Below are 20,533 nucleotides of genomic sequence, written 5' to 3'. Positions count from 1 at the left end.
GACCAACACCCCGCAGCCTGACACAGGACGAAGACCCAGCGCGAGCTCACACGATTAACACCAGTCACCTAGTAGTGCTGCGACCGGATGGGTCCACAGCACTGGATGGGAGCGGAGAGTCGCCGTCTTGCCGGGGCGCCTCGCTGCCCGCGCCCCCAACGGCAGCGCCATCGACGGCCGCCGAGCCGTCCTTGAGCGGTCCCGCCCGGCGCGAGAGCGTCACGGGACAGGGAAGTTCCCCCGGGTGGGAGCCGGAACGCAGCGCCGCGGTGTCACCGCCCGGCACGGAGTAGAGGGCCGCCGCGCGGGGCGCGGCTGCGATGATCGCGGCCACCTGGTCGTACGGCACACCGGCTTGCGGTGGGCGCGTCGGCCCGGCGGGCAGGCTGGTCACGGGTGCCCGGCACGCGGGCCGCGCGTCTGCCGGTGGCGGCCATGCCGGACACGGGTGAGCAGCAGTTCGACCTGCTCGCAGATCCCTGAGGGGTCGGACACAGGTTCGGGAAAGGCGACCCGGACGTCCAGGTGCCCGCTCCGGAGTTCGTAGCGCAGGATGAACCCGTGGCGGTCCAGGGCGAGCGGGCGGATCCGCAGGGCACCGGGTGGCGGGAGTGGAGCGGCGGTTCGGCCCAACTCGTCGACGACATCGCGGTGAGCGTGGTCGAGGTGGCACAGCAGCGCTGCCTCCTGGGCCGCCAGGGGGTCGCACTGGGCGAGCACCAACTCGTCAAGGCCGACCACCTGGGCGCCCGCGTCCGTCTCGATGACGGCACGTGCCGTGTCGAGCCGGAGTACGAGGACCTCGGGGGACGACTGGATGTCGGCGGGGGTGAGCCAGCCGGAGAGCGCGACCCTGGCTCTGACCCGCTCACGGACCGCGACCGGCGCGATGTCCGTGAACTGCGCGAGCCCGGCGAGCACACCGCGCGGCGCGCTCACCGCCTCGGCGGCGAGGCGGCTGCCAGCGGGAGCGTGCAGCCGCAACCGCCCCTTGCCGTCGACGGTGTGCATGGCCGTCAGCTCGTAGAGGGTGCCGCCGGTCGCGAGAGTCAGGGAACCTGACGCAAGCACGACGGAGCGGATCCGCTCGGCGGCGGTGGGCTCGTCCACACGGACATCTGCGAGAGCCATCGTCACTCCTTAGGTTAGGCTTACCTAAGATAGCAGCTCGCGTTGTCGCGGAGACCGGGGTTCACCCGTACGGGTCGGCAGTTCCCGACGGGGCGGCTCTGCGCGGACGATCCGATGAGGCCGCGGAAGAGGGCTCAGAAGAGGGCGGTGCACCCCGCTCGGGAAGGCAGCTCCTGCTCCGTCCACACCGTTTTGCCCTCCCGGCCGTGCCGGGTGCCCCAGCGCGCGGTCAGCTGCGCGACGAGCATCAGCCCACGACCACCTTCGTCGGTGCTGCGGGCGCGGCGCAGATGCGGTGAGGTGCTGCTGGGGTCGGAGACCTCGCAGATGAGCCGGTGAAGGTGGATCAATCGCAGGGTGACCGGATCCCCGGCGTAGCGATAGGCGTTGGTCACGAGCTCGCTGACGATGAGCTCGGTCGTGAAGATCAGCTCGTCGAGGCCCCACTCGACGAGCTGCCGCTCCGTGAGCCCGCGGGCCTTGGCCGGTGCGGTGGGCTCGGCGGGCAGCACCCAGGTAGCGACACGCTCCGGCTCCAGCGTCCGGGTCCGTGCCAGGAGCAGCGCCACATCGTCGGCAGGCCGTGCGGGCAGCAGTGCGTCGACCACCGCCTGGCAGGTCACCTCCAGCGGCTCGGGCGGACCCGACAGCACGTCGCAGAGCCGGGCGAGCCCCGCATCGACGTCATGCCGCGGGCCCTCGATCAGCCCGTTCGTGTACAACGCCAGCGTGCTGTTCTCGGGCAGCTCCAGATCCACGGCTTCGAACGGCAGGCCGCCGAGCCCCAGTGGCGGACCCGCCGGAAGTTCCGGCACGCTCGCCTGCCCGTCCGGGGTGAGCAGCACCGGAGGCGGGTGCCCGGCGCGAGCCAGTGTGCAGAGCCTCGACACCGGGTTGTAGACGGCGTAGAGACAGGTGGCGCCGACGACCTGTTCGCTGGGGGTTTCCTGGCTCCAGGCCTCGTGCTCGACGGCGAGACGGGTGACGAGGTCGTCCAGGTGGGAGAGGACCTCGTCGGGTTCGAGGTCGAGATCGGCGAGTGTGTGCACCGCGGTACGCAGCCGACCCATCGTGGCGGCGGCGTTGATTCCGTGGCCGACCACATCGCCGACGACCAGCGCCGCCCGGGCGCCGGACAGGGGGATCACGTCGAACCAGTCCCCTCCCACCCCGGCCGCCCCGCCCGCCGGGAGATACCGGTGCGCGACGGCGACCGCCGGGTGCAGCGGGAACTCCCCCGGCAGCAGGCGGCGTTGCAGGGCGAGCGCCGTGCGGTGCTGCTGGGTGTAGCGGCGGGCGTTGTCGATGGAGACGGCGGCGAGCGCGGCGAACTCGCTCGCGAGCGTGAGATCGTCCTCCTCGAAGGGCTCGGTCACGGCGTAGCGCCACAGACACACCAGTCCCAGGACCAGACCACGGGCGGTCAGCGGGACGACCATCAGGGAGTGCGCGCCCAGCTCGCGGGCGTGGGCCGCCTGCTCCGCGTCGAGGCCTGAAGCACGCGCCTCGGGGTCGAACTCGGCGACCAGTATGGGGCGGCGGGTGAGCAGGGCCTTCGCCTGGGGCACGCCGGGCGGGAAGGTCCTGAGCGTGCCCACCGGGTACATCACCCGCTCCGGGTACGGCGCGGTCGATTTCAGCGCCGACCTGACCAGCAGGCCCTCTCCCCCGGGCAGAGGTTCCTCACCCAGGTCGACGGCCTGGAGGAGATCGACGGTCACGCAGTCGGCCAACCCGGGCACGGCCGCTTCCACCAGTTCGCGCGCGGTCGTCTCCACGTCGAGGGTGGTGCCGATCTTCTTGCTGGCCCGATTGAGCATCGCCAGCCTGCGCCGCGCGCGGTGCCGGTCGGTGACGTCCTCCACAAGCAGCGCCACACCCATCGCCCCACCGGATGCGTCGTCCAGCCGGAACGCGGAGGCCGAGACGTACCGCTCCCCGGCCTCGCCCCGCAACCGGCCGGGCTGCTCGGTGAAGATCATCGGAGCCCCGGTCTCCAGCACCTGCCGCAACCGCGCCTCGATCGTCTCCGCGTCCTCACGCACCAGGAAGTCGCCGATACGGTGACCGCGTGCCTGGTCCGGGGTGATCCCGCCGATCCCGGCGATCGCGCGGTTGATCCGCAGGATGGTCAGCGAGGGGTCATGGATGGTCAGACCGATCGGCGATTGCCGGAAGAGACCGTCCATCACCCGCCGGTCGAGCTCCCACTGGGCCACCTCCTGCGCCGGGGCACCGACCAGAAACCACTCGTCCCCACCGGCGCCGCGGGTCAGCCGTCTGACGCGCAGACCGAAATGGTGCCGAGTGCCGTGGTGGTCCCGCAGCGGGATGAAGCCGAACCAACCGCTGTCCGCGAGGCATGCCGCAGTGGCCTCCCGCACGAGGTCGAGGTCCTGTGGCTCGACCAGCAGCCCGGCTGCGGGGCGGCCGTAGACCTCATCGGCCGAGTAACCGAGCAGCGCCTGCGCCCGGTCGCTCCAGCCGGTCACCGATCCCCGGTCGTCCAGCACCGCAGAGGCGGCGCGACCCACGGAGAACGGGTCCTCCGGGCTCTCGCTGATCAGGGACACGGATCCGGCCATCACTCTCATGCTCCACCGGGTCCGTTGGATATGCATGCGGAATGCGATCTTTTCCTCCATGGGCCGCATGCTGGTGCCAGGGGCGGGGTGTGCCCGATGGAACCCGGGTGGTCCGGGAGGCGTCTGTCACCGTGAGCGGGTGGGCCGGTCCCGGACCACCCGGGTTCCACCGGGTGAGAGGAATCGGGGACGACGTGGTGAGCGACAAGGCCCGCAAGCTGTTCGGGGCGCTGGATCTCGATGCGAACGGAACCCTGACCCGCGAAGAGGTGATCACCGCGCTGCGCACGAAGGGCCCGCAGCTCGCCGCGTCGGGTGATCTGCCGTTCTGGGCGCTGGGCGACGCGGACTCGTCATCGGCCCTGTTCGACGCCGCCGACCAGAACGGCGACGCCCTGCTGACCCTGGAGGAGTTCGCAGCGGTGGTGGACCGCCGTTTCGGCTGGGGCTGACCGTATCGGGGTGACCCACCACCGCGACACGCACGGCAGCCTCCGCCACGCCCCGTACGGCCGCCGGCCGGGCCGGGCACCACACCCCGTACGGCCGCTGCGGCCTCGGCCGTCACAGCCCGCGGCCGTCGTCCCCCCTGTGCTCGGCAACGGGCTCAGGGGATCGCAGCGCGAGGGCCGCGATGTCGTCGCCGAGCCGTCCACCGCTGTAGCGCAGCAGATCCTGGTGCAGCCGGTCGAGCAGTTCGCGGGGCCGCACCGATCCCTGCCGACGCAGCCAGTCCGTCAGCGGAAAGAACTCCCCTGCCCGATCGCGGGTCTCCGTCACACCGTCGGTGTAGAGCAGCAGCTGGTCGCCCGGCGAGAAGGCGGTCGTGTCGACGACGTAGTGGTCGCCGATGAGCGGTGCGAGATTGAGCGGCGGCGAGCATTGACTGGGCTCCAGGACCAGCACCTCACTGTCCCGGACCAGCAGCGGCGGCGGGTGACCGCAGTTGAGCAGCCGCAGCCGGCGACCCGTGGGCGGGATCTCCGCGATGATCGCGGTGGCGAAGCGCTCGGGGAGGTCCTGACCGGGAAACGCGGCACTGTAGCGGCTGATGCTGGTCTCCAGCCGGTGGATGATGCCGGTCACATCGGGCTCGTCGTAGGCCGCCTCCCTGAAGCAGCTGATCACCGCGGACGCCGCCCCCACCGCGGACAGGCCCTTTCCTCGCACGTCCCCGATGAGCAGCCGGATTCCGTACGGTGTGTCCGCCGCTTCGTAGAAGTCGCCTCCGATACGGGCCTGCTCTTGCGCGGCCAGGTACAGCGACTCGATCTCGACGCCCTCGATCCTGCGCGGTACGGGGCGCAGCAGCACCTTCTGGGCCGCATCGGCGACAAGCCGGATATGGAACAGGACTTCCTCACGCTGGCGCCTGACATGGCTCGCGTACGCGGCTGCGAGGGTGACCAGCACGATGGCGGCCGAGGTGTACTGGGTGCCCAGATCGGCGTAGAAGAAGCTGAGCGTGATCATGATCAGAAGGCAGCCCGCACCCAGGAGCAGGGTGGGGATCACCGGCCACATCGCGGCGGCCAACGCGGGCGCAACGGGCAGCAGCCGACTGAAGGCGATCTCCCTGGGTGTGGAGAACGCGAAGGCGGCAATGACGATGGTGAGAGCCAGCGGTGACAGCTGAGCGGCTTGCCAGCGGCCAGCGTAAGAGCGGCGACGGCCTCGCAGCCGTCCGGGCGCTATCACATAAGGCATCATATCGTCGCTGACCGGACCATATGATCCCGTGGTCGATCTCGTGGCCCTCGGGCAGCACTCATGACCGCGCCGGGCCCTTGTTCTCCGACCCGCCGGCGTGTCTGCGTCCGCCCCCCGCACCGGAGCGGTGCGGGGGGGGCGGACGGGCCTCCGAGACAGGGCGGTGTGGGGATTCGAGAGCGAGGCTTGGGTCATGACGATGGAGCGCGGGGCGGAGGAGCCGACCGTGGGCTCGGCCGCGGCCGGCCGGCTACGGCGCCGACGAGGCTGCGCTGTCACAGGAGCTGTTCGACTGTCTCGTGGGCGGAACCACGGATCCGGGTTCCGTTGCGGCGTGGGGTCGTGAGCACGCTTCCGGCGGCACACCGACCCGCGAACATGCGGCTCTGCTGCGTTCACGGGCGCAGGGGCGAGTGCGGGAGCGCTCCGACCGCGCGCGTGGCCGCCGGTACGGATCGGACAGGTATGAATCGGGCAGGCGGAGCGCGGCGGGCTCAGCTCCCCACCGGCAGGCCGGTCGACTCCTTGATCCGCTTCATGATGATCTGCGAGTTGACCTCGGTGACGGCGGAGAGCGCGGTCAGTTTCTCGATCCAGAGGCGCTCGTACGCACGCAGATCCGCCACGGCGATGCGCAGCAGGCAACCGGGGCTGCCGAACAGCCGATAGGCCTCGATGACGTCGGGAATGTCGTCGAGCGCCGCCTCGAACGCCTCGACCGCCTCGCGATCGCGCTTCACCTCGATGGAGACGAGCACCTCGAAGCTCCGCCCCACCGCCTCGGGATCGATGATCGCCCGATAGCCCCGGATCACCCCGTCCTGCTCCAGCTGACGGACCCGGCGCATGCAGGGCGACGGAGTCAAGCCGACCCGTTGCGCCAGTTCCTGGTTACTCAACCGACCGTCACTCTGAAGCTCGCGCAAGATCTCGCGATCAATCTCGTCCATGACGCAATTATCCACTACGCGCTTGCGGTATCGGCATACGAATTGGCAATCGGCAGGCGCCCGCTCTTCTCTACTATTGCGCCAGAACAGTGGCCGAACACCAGTCCGGTGGCTTGGCCATCAGTCCGGAGCAGGACCCCAGAGGGACAAGGAGCCCCAGAGTGCGCAGGATCGTCGTCATCAGCACCGGCGGGACGATAGCCAGCCGCCGGCAGGGGGCAGGGTTGGCCGCGGACGCCCAGGGGCATGAGGTCATGGCGACAGCCCCGCTGCCCGATGGCGTGTCCGTCGAGGTGGTCGAGCTCTTCCGGGTCAACAGCCCGCGTCTCACCACCGCCCATCAGCTCAGACTGCTCCACACCGTGCACGAGGTGCTGTCCGACCCCGGCGTGGACGGTGTCGTCGTCACCCACGGCACCGACACTCTGGAGGAGTCGGCGTTCCTGGTCGATCTGCACCACGACGACCCGCGGCCCGTGGTCTTCACCGGTGCCCAACTCCCCCTCGGGGCGGCGAAAGGGGACGGACCCGGCAACCTCCACGACTCGCTGGTGGCCGCCGCGACAATGCGCGACCTGGGCGTTCTCGTCGTCTTCGCCGGCAAGGTCCACGCCGCTCGCGGCACGGTGAAGACGCAGACACTGGCCGCCGACGCCTTCGCCGACCCCAGCGGCGCCCCGCTGGGAGCCATGGGCTTCGGCCAGGCATCCATCGAGCGCCGCCCCGAGCGCCCGGCCGCGTTGAGCCTGCCCGCCCTCCCCGGCGTCCCGCCCCGCGTCGACATGGTGATGCACCACGCCGGCGCCGACACACTCCTGCTGGACACGGCCGTGGACGCCGGCGCCCAGGGGATCGTCCTGGTCGCCACCGGTGCCGGAAACGCCAGCCCTGAGTTCGCCGAAGCCGTCGGCTCAGCCACATCCCGTGGTGTGCTCGTCGCTCTGACCACGCGGGTGGCGGCCGGTCCCGTCACCGAGATCTACACCCAGGGCGGCGCCGTCGACCTCGTGGCCGCCGGGGCGGTGCCGACCGGGACGCTGCGTGCCGGACAGGCCCGCGTCGCCGTACTCAGCGCGCTGCTCGCCGGCACGGACCGCACACGGCGGGACACGGTACTGCGTCATGCCCTGGCCGAACGGCGCACCGACGCTCTCCCCTCGACGTAGGCGCTCCAGCGCCGCGAAAGGCCCCGGCGACCCCGGAGCAGACAGCCCTGCAACCCCCGAGTCCACCCTCGGGTCCACCTTCGCCCTATCTGGAGCCCTCAGCCCATGGCCGCGCCCGCCAGCCCACCGTTCCGCACCGAGCACGACCTGCTGGGTGACCGCGACGTCCCCGCAGACGCCTACTACGGAGTGCACACCCTTCGGGCGGTGGAGAACTTCCCCATCACCGGCACACCGATCTCGTGCTACCCGGACCTGGTCACCGCACTCGCCTGCGTCAAGCAGGCCGCGGCCCTGGCGAACCGCGACCTCGGTCTGCTGACGACCGCACGCGCGGACGCGATCATCGCCGCCTGTACGGAGATCCGTTCGGGGAAACTCCACGACCAGTTCGTGGTCGATGTGATCCAGGGCGGCGCGGGCACATCGACCAACATGAACGCCAACGAGGTCATCGCCAACCGCGCGTTGGAACTCCTCGGCGAGCGGAAGGGGAACTACGCGGTCCTGCACCCTCTGGAACACGTCAACGCGGGGCAGAGCACCAACGACGTCTACCCCACCGCCGTGAAGATCGCCCTCGACTTCGCCGCCCAGCGCCTGCTGGACGCCATGCTCCGGCTGCGCACCGCGTTCGCCGCGAAGGCCGAGGAGTTCGCGGATGTGCTCAAGATGGGCCGTACGCAGCTCCAGGACGCGGTCCCCATGACGCTGGGCCAGGAGTTCGCCACCTACGCCGTCATGCTCGACGAGGACCGCCAGCGCCTCACCGAGGCGCGGGCTCTGATCCGTGAGATCAACCTCGGTGGCACCGCCATCGGAACCGGGCTCAACGCCCACCCCCGGTACGCGGAACTGGCCTGCCACCACGTGCGGGACCTCACCGGACTTCCGCTCGCCGTCGCCGCCGACCTGGTGGAGGCGACTCAGGACGCCGGAGCGTTCGTCCAGTTGTCGGGCGTGCTGAAGCGGGTCGCCGTCAAACTCTCCAAGACCTGCAACGACCTCCGGCTGCTCTCCTGCGGCCCGCGCGCGGGGCTCGCCGAGATCAACCTGCCGCCGGTGCAGGCGGGTTCCAGCATCATGCCGGGCAAGGTCAACCCGGTCATACCCGAGGTGGTCAACCAGATAGCCTTCGAGGTCGTCGGCAATGACATGGCGGTGACCATGGCCGCCGAGGCCGGACAGCTCCAGCTCAACGCCTTCGAGCCGCTGATCGCGCACAGCCTGCTGAAGAGCCTGACCCATCTGACGGCCGGTTGCGCGACCCTCGCCGAGCGTTGTGTCTCGGGCATCACCGCCAACCGCGAGCACCTCGCACGCCTCGTCGGCTGCTCGATCGGTCTGGCGACCGCACTGAACCCGCACATCGGGTACGAGCAGGCCACGGCTGTCGCGCAGGAGGCACTCGTCACGGGCCGGAGCGTCCAGGACCTCGTGCTCGACAGGAAGCTGCTCACGAAGGAGGAGCTCCAGCGCATCCTGCGCCCGGCCAACCTCGCCCGGCCGCACGCCCCTGGGCCGGAGACCGGTCTGGACTCCGGTCTGAACGCCGACCTGGAAGCCGGTCAACTTCGTTGACGTGATTGACTGTTGGGGCGGCTGAGGACAGCCGCGCCGGGCCGCGGGAGCCGCACACCGGCACCGCACCGCCCGGACCGGAGAGGACCCGACAACGGTGACGCCGCCCCTCAGCCCGCCGGACCACTGGACCGCGGACGAGCAGCACATGTGGCGGCAGTACCGCCGCGGTGAGTGGTGCGATGCCACCGAGGTCGGGGCAGCCGCTGTACGGTCACTGCTGCTCACCGCCCCTGCTCCGGAGACCGGTCAGACGGCGAGGCTCCATCTGCGGGGCGCCAGGATCACCGGTGGGCTCGATCTCGCGGATGTCGGCGTCGCCGTGCCCGTCCGCATGCATCGGTGCGGCTTCGAGAGCCCACTGATCCTGCGCGGCGCCCGGCTGGACGCCCTCGTACTGATCGGTTGTGACCTGCCCGGACTCGCGGCCAGTGGTGCGGCGACCGCCCGGGAGGCGAAGTTCGTCGACTGCCGGGTGACCGGCACCCTCGACCTGCGCTCCTTCACCGTCGGTGCCTGGCTGAGCCTCGACGGGTCCAGGCTGGAGGCCCTGCCGGGCCGCCCCGCTCTGGACGCCCAGTCGCTGAGTGTGGAGCAGGGGATGTCCGCGAGCGGGCTGCGTTGCGAAGGCGCCGTCGACCTGGGCAGCGCGAACATCCAGGAGTACCTGGGCTTCCGCGCCGCGCGGCTACTCGGCCCTGAAGCCCGCCTGCGAGCACCCGAACTCGTCGTCGGAGGCAGCCTCCACCTCGACCGGGGCTTCGTCAACGAGGGACCGATCAACCTCTACCGCGCGTCCGTCGGCGGTTCGGTGCACATCGAGGAGGCGACGCTGACGGGCAGGGGCACCGGCCGCGGCCAGACCGCGCTGGGGCTGGTGTGCGCGACCGTGGACGGCAATCTGCAAGGCGGCGAGGGTGTGCGGGTGGACGGCTGCATCGATCTGCGCGACACCCAGATCCGGGGCACGGTCAACCTGGACGGCGCACAGTTGACCCATCACGACGGCCCGGCGATCCGGGCGTTCCGCCTGCAGGTCGAAGGGGACCTCCACGCGCGTCGCGGGCTTGTCGCGGTGGGCGCACTGGAGTTCTCCGGAGCCAGGATCGGCGGTTCGCTGCTGCTGGAAGGCGCTGTGCTCACCGGCCACGACGGCATGGCGCTCCGGGCGCGCAACCTGGTGGTGGGGGCACGGATCGACTGCCAAAACATCACCGCGCGGGGCAGTGTGTGGCTCAGCAGCGCCGCCGTGGCCAGCCGCATCTCCTTCAACGGGGCGACGATCTCCGCTCCCCGGAACGGGGACGCGTTGATACTGCGGCGCGTCACCGCTCCGGAGCTCGCGCTGCGGTTGCGTGAGGCTCCGACCGGCTGCGTCCATATGAGCTTCGCCAAGTTCGGCGTCCTGTGGGACGACCGCACCACCTGGCCGCGCGCGCTCGTGCTGGACGGCCTGCAGTACGACGCGCTGCCCGGCCGGGTCTCCGCCGCCGATCGCCTCTCCTGGCTCGCAAGGGACCCCGCGGGCTTCGTCCCGCAGCCGTACGAGCAGCTCGCCGCCCACTACCAGCGCATCGGCCGGGACACCGACGCCCGGACCGTGCTGCTCGCCAAACACCGGCGGCTGCGCGCCACGCTGCCAGCACCGCAGCGGCTCTGGGGGCTGCTCCAGGACCTGGTGATCGGCTACGGCTACCTGCCCCGGCGAGCGGTGTGGCTGCTCCTGCTGCTGTTGGGCCTGGGGTCGGCGTTGTTCTCCGCGCACCATCCGAAACCGGTCGGCGACGGACCGTACCCCGCGTTCAACGCACCGCTGTACACGCTCGACCTGCTCATACCCCTCACCGACTTGGGCCAGGACCGCTTCTACGCGGCGGATGGCCCTTACCAGTGGCTCGCCTTCCTCCTCATCTGCTCGGGCTGGCTCCTGGCCACCGTCGCCGCCACATCCGCCAACCGTGTGCTGCGCCGCAACTGAGCCGCGAAACCGGTGCACGACCTGCCGGGGGCGACGGCCCGCGATGCAGTTGGTCGGACCCTTCCGCCACGGCTGGTGGACGCTGTGTCTCACCGTCGTCTCCCGGTTCCTCGGAATGCAGCACGGCACGGGGCGACTGGGAGTTCGCGGCCACGAGGATCGGCCTCACCGTCGCCGGGGCGGCTCTCGCGGTCCTCCTCTACGTCACCTTCGTCTACGCCGTCGCCGGATGGTGGCTGCACACCCGGGGAACCCGCGCCCGTGCGCGGACGGCCCCGGCCACACGTCCGTAGCCGCTCACTCGCCGACACGATGTCCCACGCAGTTTTCCCATGTGGAGCCGCCGAACTCTTTCCGTGCACCGTACGAATTTTCGTTCCGCCGCCCGCGGGGTAGGGCTCCGTTGTGACCTATGTGGAACCGGGTGGCGAGTATGCGCGCGACAGCAGGTATCTCACCACCCGGATCACCGCCGATGGACGCGACGGCTTCCCGGTGGAGCCGGGGAGGTACCGCCTGGTGGTCAGCCGCGCCTGTCCGTGGGCGAGCCGGGCGGTGATCGTGCGGCGGCTGCTCGGGCTCGAGCGAGTGCTGCCGATGGGCATCGCTGGGCCCACCCACGACAAGCGCAGTTGGACGTTCGACCTCGACCCGGGCGGACGCGATCCGGTGCTCGGCATCGAACGGCTCCAGGAGGCGTACTTCGCCCGCGACCCGGGGTACGACCGGGGCATCACGGTCCCCGCGATCGTCGACGTACCGACGGGCCAGGTGGTGACCAACGACTTCCCGCAGATCACCATCGACATGTCGGTGGAGTGGGAGCCCTACCACCGCGAGGGGGCACCGCTCCTGTATCCGCCCGCGCTGCGCGCGGAGATCGACGCGGTGAACGACGTGGTGTACAAGGACGTGAACAACGGCGTCTACCGAGCGGGATTCGCCGGCTCTCAGGAGTCGTACGCCAAGGCCTACCGGCGTCTGTTCGACCGGCTCGACCGGCTCTCCGAGCGACTCGAACGATCCCGCTACCTCGTGGGCGACACGATCACCGAGGCGGACGTGCGGCTGTTCACCACGCTGGTGCGCTTCGACACCGTCTACCACGGTCACTTCAAGTGCAACCGGCTGAAGCTGGCGGAGATGCCGCTGCTCTGGGCATACGCGCGGGACCTGTTCCAGACTCCAGGCTTCGGCGACACGGTGGACTTCGACCACATCAAGCGGCACTACTACCAGGTGCACCGGGACATCAACCCGACGGGGATCGTGCCGGTGGGCCCGAACCTGGAGAACTGGCTCGCGCCCCACGACCGTGCGTCGCTCGGCGGGCATCCGTTCGGCGAGGGCACGGCGCCCGAGCCGGTCGCCCCGGAAGAGGCGGTGCCCTCCGACCACACTCCGCCGGCCCACTGAGATTCCGGCTTCAGCCGGTGGATCGGGGCCAGGCGCCCCGGGCGGGCCACCCGTTCGGCCCTGTCGAGGTCGACCACCGTCAGTCCGATTTCGATGATCTCGCTGACCGCCCCGGGCAGCGGCCCACCGTCCCAGCAGGTGGCCTCGACATCCACGACACTCGGCAGCAGTCTTCCTGATCCTTGTGTGCTCACGGCGTTCATACTGCTGACGGTACGGAGGCAGCCCGTCTTCCGTCATCGCGCTTTCTCCGGAAAGGCCCCTGCCCTGAGCGCCCCGCTTGCAGAAACACTGTCCGCCGTACTGCTCGTGGCGGTCCTGGCCTGTGCCGTGATGCGCCCGTGGGGCTGGCCGGAGGCCGTGGTCGCCGTTCCGGCCGCGGTGCTGGTGGTCGCGACCGGTGCGATCTCCTTCGACCACGCGGCGGAGGAGGCCGCACGTCTCGGTCCGGTCATCGGCTTCCTGGCGGCTGTGCTGGTGCTGGCTCAGTTGTGTGATGACGAGGGCCTGTTCGGGGCATGCGGTGCCTGGATGGCCCGCGCTGCGGCGGGACGGCCGCGGCGGCTGCTGCTCCATGTGTTCACCGCGGCCTCGCTGATCACCGCGGTGCTCAGCCTGGACGCGACGGTGGTGCTACTGACCCCCGTGGTGTTCGCCACCGCCGCCCGCCTCGGCGCCCGGCCGAAACCTCACGTGTACGCCTGCACTCATCTCTCCAACACCGCCTCGCTGCTCCTGCCGGTGTCCAACCTGACCAACCTGCTCGCTTTCGCCGCCAGCGGCTTGAGCTTCACCCGCTTCGCCGCGCTCATGGCGCTGCCCTGGCTGGTGGCTGTCGGAGTCGAGTACATCGTCATCAGGCGGTTCTTCGCGACCGACCTGGACGCCGGGGCACAGCTGCCGGGGACCCCGCCGGTCGGCGAGGTGCCGGTGTTCGCCCTGGCCACGGTCGTGTGCACGCTGGCTGGGTTCGTAGTGACGTCCACGTTCGGGATCAGCCCGGCATGGGCGGCGGCGGCCGGCGCCGCGGTGCTCGCCTGCCGGGCGCTGAATCGGCGCGACACCACCCCCACCGCGATCGTGCGGGCATCGGCGGTGCCGTTCCTCGCGTTCGTCCTGGCTCTGGGGATCGTGGTACGTGCCGTCGTGGACAACGGTCTTGCCGATGTGCTGGACCACGTGGTGCCGGACGGTACCGGGCTGGCCGCACTGCTGGCCGTCGCGGCGCTCGCGGCCGTACTGGCCAACGTCATCAACAACCTGCCTGCCGTGCTGGTGCTGCTGCCGCTGACCGCCTCTGTCGGGCCAGGCGCCGTACTCGCCGTGCTGCTGGGTGTGAACATCGGGCCCAACCTCACCTACGCCGGTTCACTCGCCACGTTGTTGTGGCGGCGTATCGTGCGCGAACACGACACCGAGGTGGATCTGGGCGAGTTCACCCGCCTCGGGCTGCTCACCGTGCCCGCGGCGCTGCTGCTGTCGGTACTGGCGCTGTGGGCATCGCTCCAAGTGATCGGAGGCTGAACACCATGACCGTCATCGCCTGGATCATGGAGGGAACCTGGCCCGCGTGTGTCGACGCGGTCCGTGCCCACGCGCCGGAGGACGCCGACATCGTGCTGCTTCATGTCTCGGGTCCGGAGGTTCCGGGCGCAGCCCGTGGCGCGTACGCCGGGCTGCTGGGCCGTGCCCGTCCCGATCTCGATCCGGGTACGGAGATGGAGCACATCGCCGCGGTGTCCGCCGAGCTGTTGCTCGCCGCGGCGGCCGACCGGCTGGGACGTCCCTGCACCCGCGAGGAACGTCAGGGACGCGCAGAGCGGGAGGTCGTCGCGGCAGCCGAAGGCGCCGAGCTGCTGGTCATCGCCCGCGACGGCGACCGCTCGCACCTCGGCCCGCCCAGCCTCAGTCCCGCCGGCCGCTTCATCGTGGACCATGCGCCGTGCTCCGTGCTGCTGGTGTGGCCGGAGGCGGCACCCTGCGCATCCACCCTGCCACCGTCACCACACGGGCCGCATCACTGCGGTTGAGTCGCGTGATGCCGTATGACGTCGTACGGGGCACCGAGCTCCCGGGGCGTTCCCGGCGCCGAGGAACAGCGGCCCGCCCCCGGCACTCACTGCCGGGCTCCGCGGCTCTCGGCCGACGTCATACGTCAGGAGGAGAAGGGCGGTCCCACACCGGCCAGGGCGAACCAGTCCCCGTCGAGGAACTGCTCCTTCCAGGTGTCGACGTCGTTCTGTGAGAGCTGGTACTTTCTCGCGACTTCGGCGCTCGTAGCGTCCCCGTACAGGACCACCATCACGATCCGCACCCTGTCCCCGACCGTGAGTCTCTGCTTCGGCTTGTCCGGCAGGTCGCTCAGCCGCAGGCAACCGCGTCCGTCGCCACCCCGTCCGCCGATACCGCCGTCACCGCCACGCCCTCCCGTTCCCCCGAAGAGCGCGTCGCCACCGCGCCCGCCGTCACCGCCACGCCCTCCCACACCGGGCTTTCCGGGCTCACCCGGTCGGCCGAGCAGACCGTCCCCGCCGCTGTCCGTGCCATGAGCCGCATGGTTGCCGCGAGCGGCACGAGGTGGTGTGGGGGAGTTGTGCGACGGGGTCGCGGCGCACGCAGAGCCGAGGGCGAGGGCCGCCGCGGTCGTCATGAGGATGGCAGGACGCTGCCACAGGTTTCCGGACATGAGGGTCTCCATTTCGTGGGTCCGGGGGGTGCTGTTCTCACCCGCCGTGTGCATGGAGGCCCCGGCAGACCGGGGCCTCCATGAGGGGCGGGATGGTCCGGACGTGAGGGGCCGGACCATCGGACGGCCGGGATCAGAAGATGCCGACGCCGCCCGGACCGCCGGTGCCGCCGAAGACCCCGTTACCGCCTGGGCCGCCCTTGCCGCCGAAGATCCCGTCACCACCGGCACCACCCGTGCCACCGAAGATCCCGTCACCACCGGCACCGCCCTTGCCACCGAAGACTCCGGTGCCACCCTTGCCGCCCTTGCCGCCGAAGATCCCGTCACCACCGGCACCACCCGTGCCACCGAAGATCCCGTCACCACCGGCACCACCCGTGCCACCGAAGATCCCGTCACCACCGGCACCACCCGTGCCGGCCCTGACCTCAGGGTGATGGCCGGCGAGGCTGACCACGGGCGAGGCGGGCTTCGGGTCGGCCATGGCAGTGGCCGGAAAGAAGGCCGCCCCGCCGATCATCGTGGCCGATGCGAGCACCGCCACGAGGCGGAAGCGCGGACGCTTGGGCCGGGAAAGGGCGTGGGTGTTGATATTACGAGACATGATTCCTTCTCCCTGCAACTCAGGAAATTCAGCGATTGTTGACGGTGCCATTGTTGATCGGCACCGTATTTCCATTTCCGATGATGATGACGACGTTTCCCCTTCCGACGCCCTGGTTTCCTCCGCCGTCGCGCTTGCCGTGCTTTCCGTGACGCCAGTGGTCACCCTGAGCGGCCGCCTTCGCGGTCACCGCATGTGACGGATCCGTGACCGCGAAAGCGCTCGTGGGAAGCAGCACGCCTCCCGCGGCCAGAGCGGTCGAGGCACTCAGTACGACAAGACGCCGCGTGCGGGAAGTCCGAGCCATGATGTTTCTCCTTCACTGGATGAGAACGTCCACGTGATTCACGTGAACTCATGCCTCGATTAACCCCCGTCGAGCAATTCCCGTCACGCCGCTGAGACTCGGGGCTTGACAAATCGTCGAGAGTTCACATTTCGCCTATCGTGGCTTTCGGTGGCGATCTCCCTGCAGGATGGAGTTGAGGACGTGTCGTCCGAGCCGACCCCGGCACCGGGGAGACATTCGTGGGGGCCGCTGCTGGCCGCGGGCGCCGGATACTTCATGGTGATCTTGGATGTCACGATCATCAATGTGGCCGTACCGGTCATCGGCCACGACCTGTCGGCCTCGCTCCCCGCGATCCAGTGGATCACCGACGGATACACGATGGTGTTCGCGGGGCTGCTGATGACCGGTGGCACGCTGGGCGACCGTCTGGGCAACCGCCGAATCTTCTGTGTCGGCGTGGGGGTGTTCATCGCGTCGTCGGCCGCGTGCGCGCTCGCGCAGAACACCCCGGCCCTGGTCGCCGCCCGGCTTCTGGAAGGGCTCGGCGCCTCGCTGATCGTGCCCGGATCGCTGGCGTTGCTCCAGCAGGCCTACCCCGACAAGATCAGCCGTGCCCGGGCGTTCGGCCTCTGGGGGTCGCTGGCCGGAATCGCCGCTTCGGCGGGACCCTTGCTGGGCGGGCTCATCGTGTCCACCGTGGGCTGGCGCTGGGTGTTCCTCATCAATGTGCCCGTCGGCATCGTCTGTATCGCGCTGACGCTGCGCCTGGTCTCGCGCTCACCCCGGCACCCGGCACGGGCACTGGACTGGCCCGCCCAGTTGGCGGTCGTGACGGCGGTGGCGGCGCTGACCGCGACGCTCAACGAATTCGGACGGCGCGGCTGGTCCGATCCTTTCGTGCTCGCCGGGGCGGGGCTGACGGTGCTGGCCACCGCGGCTTTCGCGGTACGCGAACGGCTCGCCCGGTCACCCGCGCTGCCCCTGGGAATGCTGCGCTCGCGTGCGACGAGCGGTGGTGCCGCCATCGGCTTGCTGTTCAACTTCGCCTTCTACGGCATGGTCTTCACCGCGAGCCTGGACTTCCAGCACCAGCGCGGCTACAGCGCCATCGATGCGGGAGCAGCGCTGTTCCCGGCGGTGGCGATGACGATGTTCGCCTCCGCACTGTCGGGGCGGTTGAGTCGTCGCACCGGTCACCGCCCCCTGGTGATCTCCGGGATGCTCCTGGCCGCAATGGGGTTGGCGGGCTGGGTCGCCGCGGGGGACGACCCAGCGTATCCGCTGCTCGTGGCACCCATGATGGCCGCGGGATTCGGCACTTCCTTCGCCCTCACCGGCTCGACCGCCACGGTGATGGGCGCTGCGCCGACGGGATACTCGGGGACCGCGTCCGCCCTGTTCAACACGGCACGGCAGATCGGCAGCGCCACCGGCGTGGCACTGGGCGGCACGCTGCTCGCCACCGCGGCCGGCTACGGTGCGGGACTGCGCACCAGCATGGCCGTGGGAGCGCTGGCCTATCTGGCCGCCGCGGGGCTCGCGTGGCGGTGCGTGCCGCGGAAGACGGAGGAGAGATAGTCGGCCGAGGCCGAGGAGAGGCAGTCGGCCCCGAGCCCCGCCTGGTGCGCTGCGAGCCGCCCGGGCGGCTGCCGGGTTCACCAGGTGTGTGCCACGTCCACGACAAGCTTGCCGTGCGACTGCGTCACCCGAAAGGGGAGCCTGGCCCGGACACCGAGCCCGACCTGTGTCCGACCTTCGAAACTCGATCCGAACCTGGCGTCGCGGAAGGTCTTGTAGCCGGTGACGTCCACCCCTGGCAACGGCTTCCCGGCCCGGCCCGCGTACGTCTGTCGCAAGGTGTTCGGATCGCAGCTCGACGCGGACACGAAGATCTGGAGGATGGCACCTCCGGCCACGCGCATCGCGTCACCGGAACCGTCACGACGGAAGGCGTCCACGTATCCCACCCGGTAGCCGAGGCTCCGCGCGGCCCCACCGACCTCGAAGACCATGCGGTCGTAGCACTTCCCCCGACTCGTCGTGATGTTCTTCAGTGACTTCCCTTCCGTGTTCTCGGCGGACTTGGCACCACTCCCCCAGACGGTCGAGCACCCGGCAGCCGCAGCCGGCGCGCGGTGCGGTGCCGAACCGGCCGTACCGGCGCCGCTCATCACTCCCGCAGCCGCCACGACAAGACTCACGCCCGCTGCCCAGAACCTCCGCATGACCCACTCCCGACCTTGATTCGTACAGGTACACGCAATGAGGCGGACGGGAAGCGCGACCACCGCGAACCGCTCCGCACCCGGCATCCAGCGACCGGGGTCGCCGAATTTGCCCTGAATCTACCAGTAGGAGCGTGTCGGTGAAGTGATGCCAGGTTCTCGCACCCTCGATGCCACCCACCCCGCTCCGCGTTCGGGTGACTTTTGGCAAGAGCTCCGCGGCGCCTCGTTCGCGCACCCGACGGCGGCGGACGAGGCCGGTAGTTTGACGTCTCTGCCGCCACCCACCGTCGGATGGCCATCCGACCGCCGGCAGGTGGTCCCCGTTGCCCATCGCCGCTCTTTTCGAGGAACCCCGATGGATCTGCATATCGAAGACCGCGTGTACCTCATCACCGGCGCCTCATCGGGAATCGGCGCCGCTGCGGCCAGACTGCTGGCCGCCGAAGGGGCCAGGGTCGTCGGTGTCGCCCGCAAACCCTGGACGCTCGACGCCCCCGACGGGCGGGGCAGCACCGTCACCGCGGACCTGGCGGAGCCGGAGGCCGCGGAATACGTCGTCGAGCAGGTCGTCGAGCGCCACGGACGGCTCGACGGACTGGTCAACAACGTCGGAGCGCTGCGGTCCCACCAGGGATTCCTCGACATCTCCGACAAGGACTGGGGAGCGGCGTTCGAAACCAACTTCCACTCGGCGGTGCGCATGACCCGTGCAGCCCTGCCCGTACTCGTGAAGTCCGACGCCGCGTCCATCGTGCATGTCGCGAGCGAGGCCGCCCGCCTGCCCGAGCCGGCCATCGCCGACTACTCGGCGGCGAAGACCGCCCTGCTGTCGGTGTCCAAGACCCTTGCAGGTGAGTTCGGTCCGCAGGGTGTGCGTTCGAACGTCGTGCTGCCCGGTCCCACCAGAACCGCCCTGTTCGACGCGCCAGGCGGCTTCGCCGAGCAGCTCGGCGAGCGTTTCGGACTGCCCGCGGACGAGGCGGTCGACCACTTCATCCGCGAGGTGCGCCGGCTACCGTCGGGGCGGATCGGAAGCCCGGACGATGTCGCGCCGGTGGTGGCTTATCTGCTCTCCCCACTGGCCTGCCAAGTCACCGGATCCGAATGGGGAGTTGACGGCGGGGCTCTGCGGCAGGTGTGAGCGGCATCGGCGCTCTGGGGGGGCACTTGCCGGGCGTCGGGCGCCGTCCGCTCGCCTTCACGATGCGGTTCCGGCCACCTCGCATGCGGTACCGCGGTGGTACGGTGTCGCTCTCGCCCCCTAGGGCGAAGGCAACACAACTGAGCGGCGACTTGAGACAGTCACACGTGCATGTGCCACCGTCATGGCGGCGGTCGCACCCCGAAGCCACGCAGGCACGTCCCAAGACGCACTCTCACTTCTCTGGAGCGCACCAATGACAGCAGAAGTCACCGCAACCGGCAGCGTCGAAGCCACAACAGCACTGCTCCGCGCAGAGCTTCCCCAACTGGAGAAGCAGCAGGAGGTGTTGCAGGCCGAGCTTGCAGTGGTCTCCGAACGGCTGGAATCAGTGCGCGGCGCACTGACGGCGCTGAGCGTCCTGTCGGCCACCAACCTCCCCCGTCCTCGCACCACCGCCGACGAGCAGGTCACCCGCGCCGCGGTGCGGCGCTCGCCGGAGCCCGCGGCAGACACGGTGGTGGAGCAGGATACCCAGGCCGTGGAGTCCGCACCGGCGGATGCGCGAGAGGCCGTCGCCACCGAGCCGAGCGGGACCAAGTCGTCCCGAAAGGCACGCAAGGCCACCGGCGCCACGGCGAAGCGCACCACGGCCAAGGCGGCAGTGAAGCAGGCGGACGGGCGCCGCCCCTCCAGGAAATCGGCAACCACCAGGACAGCGAAGCGCGGTGGTGCGTCGGCCCCGAAGCCCGCACAGCACGCGGCCGTGGACGGCAGCGGACTCACCGACCAGGTGCTGACCGTCCTCACGGGCAGTTCCGGAACGGCGCTGCGTGCCCGTGATGTGGCCCAGGCCATCGGCCGCGACGACAGCGCCGGCAGCATCAACACCGTCCGCAGCACCCTGGACCGCCTCGTCGCCACCTCCCGCGTCCACCGCGCGGGCCGAGGGCTGTACGAGGCGCTCGACCGCTGACACGTGCCCCGATCACGTCAGGGGAACCGACCCGCCGCCGCTGTGGAGACCACTGCGACGGCGGGTCTTCCTGTGTACCGCCGGAC

18 protein-coding genes are annotated in these 20,533 nt (G+C 70.2%); 10 read left to right on the top strand and 8 right to left on the bottom strand.

Features of this window, described 5'->3' with window-relative positions; genetic code table 11:
- Window positions 1-390 precede the first annotated feature (390 nt).
- The gene (locus V1460_RS16355) at window positions 391-1,131 is read right to left on the bottom strand and encodes a DUF2470 domain-containing protein (protein WP_338674445.1); all 741 of its coding nucleotides are present in this window, start codon (window positions 1,129-1,131) and stop codon (window positions 391-393) included.
- 134 nt (window positions 1,132-1,265) lie between these two features.
- Complete coding sequence (locus V1460_RS16350) at window positions 1,266-3,716, bottom strand: SpoIIE family protein phosphatase (RefSeq protein WP_338674444.1); 2,451 nt, start codon at window positions 3,714-3,716, stop codon at window positions 1,266-1,268.
- 197 nt (window positions 3,717-3,913) lie between these two features.
- Between V1460_RS16350 and V1460_RS16345 the strand changes: the two genes are divergently transcribed.
- Window positions 3,914-4,168, top strand: coding sequence for an EF-hand domain-containing protein (locus tag V1460_RS16345; protein WP_338678073.1), 255 nt, complete (start codon window positions 3,914-3,916; stop codon window positions 4,166-4,168).
- Between the two features lie 112 nt (window positions 4,169-4,280).
- On the opposite strand, the gene V1460_RS16340 is transcribed toward V1460_RS16345, so the two are convergent.
- Together V1460_RS16340 and V1460_RS16335 are read right to left on the bottom strand one after the other, a co-directional pair.
- Window positions 4,281-5,414: a PP2C family protein-serine/threonine phosphatase gene (locus tag V1460_RS16340; protein WP_407077467.1), complete on the bottom strand. Its 1,134-nt coding sequence runs from the start codon at window positions 5,412-5,414 to the stop codon at window positions 4,281-4,283.
- 506 nt (window positions 5,415-5,920) lie between these two features.
- Complete coding sequence (locus V1460_RS16335; RefSeq protein ID WP_338674442.1) at window positions 5,921-6,376, bottom strand: Lrp/AsnC family transcriptional regulator; 456 nt, start codon at window positions 6,374-6,376, stop codon at window positions 5,921-5,923.
- 161 nt (window positions 6,377-6,537) lie between these two features.
- Between V1460_RS16335 and V1460_RS16330 the strand changes: the two genes are divergently transcribed.
- The 6 genes from V1460_RS16330 (at window position 6,538) to V1460_RS16300 (ending at window position 14,547) form a co-directional block, all read left to right on the top strand.
- Window positions 6,538-7,542, top strand: coding sequence for an asparaginase (locus V1460_RS16330; RefSeq protein WP_338674441.1), 1,005 nt, complete (start codon window positions 6,538-6,540; stop codon window positions 7,540-7,542).
- Between the two features lie 105 nt (window positions 7,543-7,647).
- Window positions 7,648-9,123 (top strand): aspartate ammonia-lyase, encoded by a 1,476-nt coding sequence (aspA, locus tag V1460_RS16325; RefSeq protein WP_338674440.1) that lies wholly within the window; start codon window positions 7,648-7,650, stop codon window positions 9,121-9,123.
- Between the two features lie 97 nt (window positions 9,124-9,220).
- A complete protein-coding gene (locus V1460_RS16320) occupies window positions 9,221-11,101 on the top strand; it encodes a hypothetical protein (protein ID WP_338674439.1) in 1,881 nt (626 codons plus the stop codon).
- Between the two features lie 414 nt (window positions 11,102-11,515).
- Window positions 11,516-12,517: a glutathione S-transferase C-terminal domain-containing protein gene (locus tag V1460_RS16315; RefSeq protein WP_338678072.1), complete on the top strand. Its 1,002-nt coding sequence runs from the start codon at window positions 11,516-11,518 to the stop codon at window positions 12,515-12,517.
- A gap of 267 nt (window positions 12,518-12,784) precedes the next feature.
- A complete protein-coding gene (locus tag V1460_RS16305) occupies window positions 12,785-14,041 on the top strand; it encodes an SLC13 family permease (protein ID WP_338678071.1) in 1,257 nt (418 codons plus the stop codon).
- Window positions 14,042-14,046: 5 nt separating this feature from the next.
- Window positions 14,047-14,547, top strand: a complete 501-nt coding sequence (locus V1460_RS16300; protein ID WP_338674438.1) for a universal stress protein — start codon at window positions 14,047-14,049, stop codon at window positions 14,545-14,547.
- Between the two features lie 125 nt (window positions 14,548-14,672).
- On the opposite strand, the gene V1460_RS16295 is transcribed toward V1460_RS16300, so the two are convergent.
- The 3 genes from V1460_RS16295 to V1460_RS16285 all read right to left on the bottom strand — a co-directional run bounded on the left by V1460_RS16295 (window position 14,673) and on the right by V1460_RS16285 (window position 16,048).
- On the bottom strand, window positions 14,673-15,203 hold the full coding sequence (locus V1460_RS16295) for a DUF1153 domain-containing protein (protein ID WP_338674437.1): 531 nt from the start codon (window positions 15,201-15,203) through the stop codon (window positions 14,673-14,675).
- 133 nt (window positions 15,204-15,336) lie between these two features.
- Window positions 15,337-15,810, bottom strand: a complete 474-nt coding sequence (locus V1460_RS16290) for a hypothetical protein (protein WP_338674436.1) — start codon at window positions 15,808-15,810, stop codon at window positions 15,337-15,339.
- Window positions 15,811-15,838: 28 nt separating this feature from the next.
- Entirely contained in the window at window positions 15,839-16,048 is a 210-nt protein-coding gene (locus V1460_RS16285; RefSeq protein WP_338674435.1) for a hypothetical protein, read from the bottom strand.
- 327 nt (window positions 16,049-16,375) lie between these two features.
- Here V1460_RS16285 and V1460_RS16280 point away from each other — a divergent pair, with 327 nt between their 5' ends.
- Entirely contained in the window at window positions 16,376-17,680 is a 1,305-nt protein-coding gene (locus tag V1460_RS16280; RefSeq protein ID WP_338678070.1) for an MFS transporter, read from the top strand.
- A gap of 77 nt (window positions 17,681-17,757) precedes the next feature.
- Here V1460_RS16280 and V1460_RS16275 read toward each other — a convergent pair whose 3' ends face one another.
- Entirely contained in the window at window positions 17,758-18,327 is a 570-nt protein-coding gene (locus tag V1460_RS16275; RefSeq protein ID WP_338674434.1) for a hypothetical protein, read from the bottom strand.
- A gap of 358 nt (window positions 18,328-18,685) precedes the next feature.
- On the opposite strand from V1460_RS16275, the gene V1460_RS16270 reads away from it, so the two are divergent.
- Together V1460_RS16270 and V1460_RS16265 are read left to right on the top strand one after the other, a co-directional pair.
- On the top strand, window positions 18,686-19,471 hold the full coding sequence (locus V1460_RS16270) for an SDR family oxidoreductase (protein ID WP_338674433.1): 786 nt from the start codon (window positions 18,686-18,688) through the stop codon (window positions 19,469-19,471).
- A 256-nt stretch (window positions 19,472-19,727) separates the two neighbouring features.
- Window positions 19,728-20,447, top strand: a complete 720-nt coding sequence (locus V1460_RS16265) for a hypothetical protein (RefSeq protein WP_338674432.1) — start codon at window positions 19,728-19,730, stop codon at window positions 20,445-20,447.
- Window positions 20,448-20,533: the final 86 nt, after the last annotated feature.

Source organism: Streptomyces sp. SCSIO 30461 (genome assembly GCF_037023745.1).
Lineage (GTDB): Bacteria > Actinomycetota > Actinomycetes > Streptomycetales > Streptomycetaceae > Streptomyces.
Note: the sequence above shows the minus strand (reverse complement) of the source record. Positions and strands in the feature narration are given on the sequence as shown.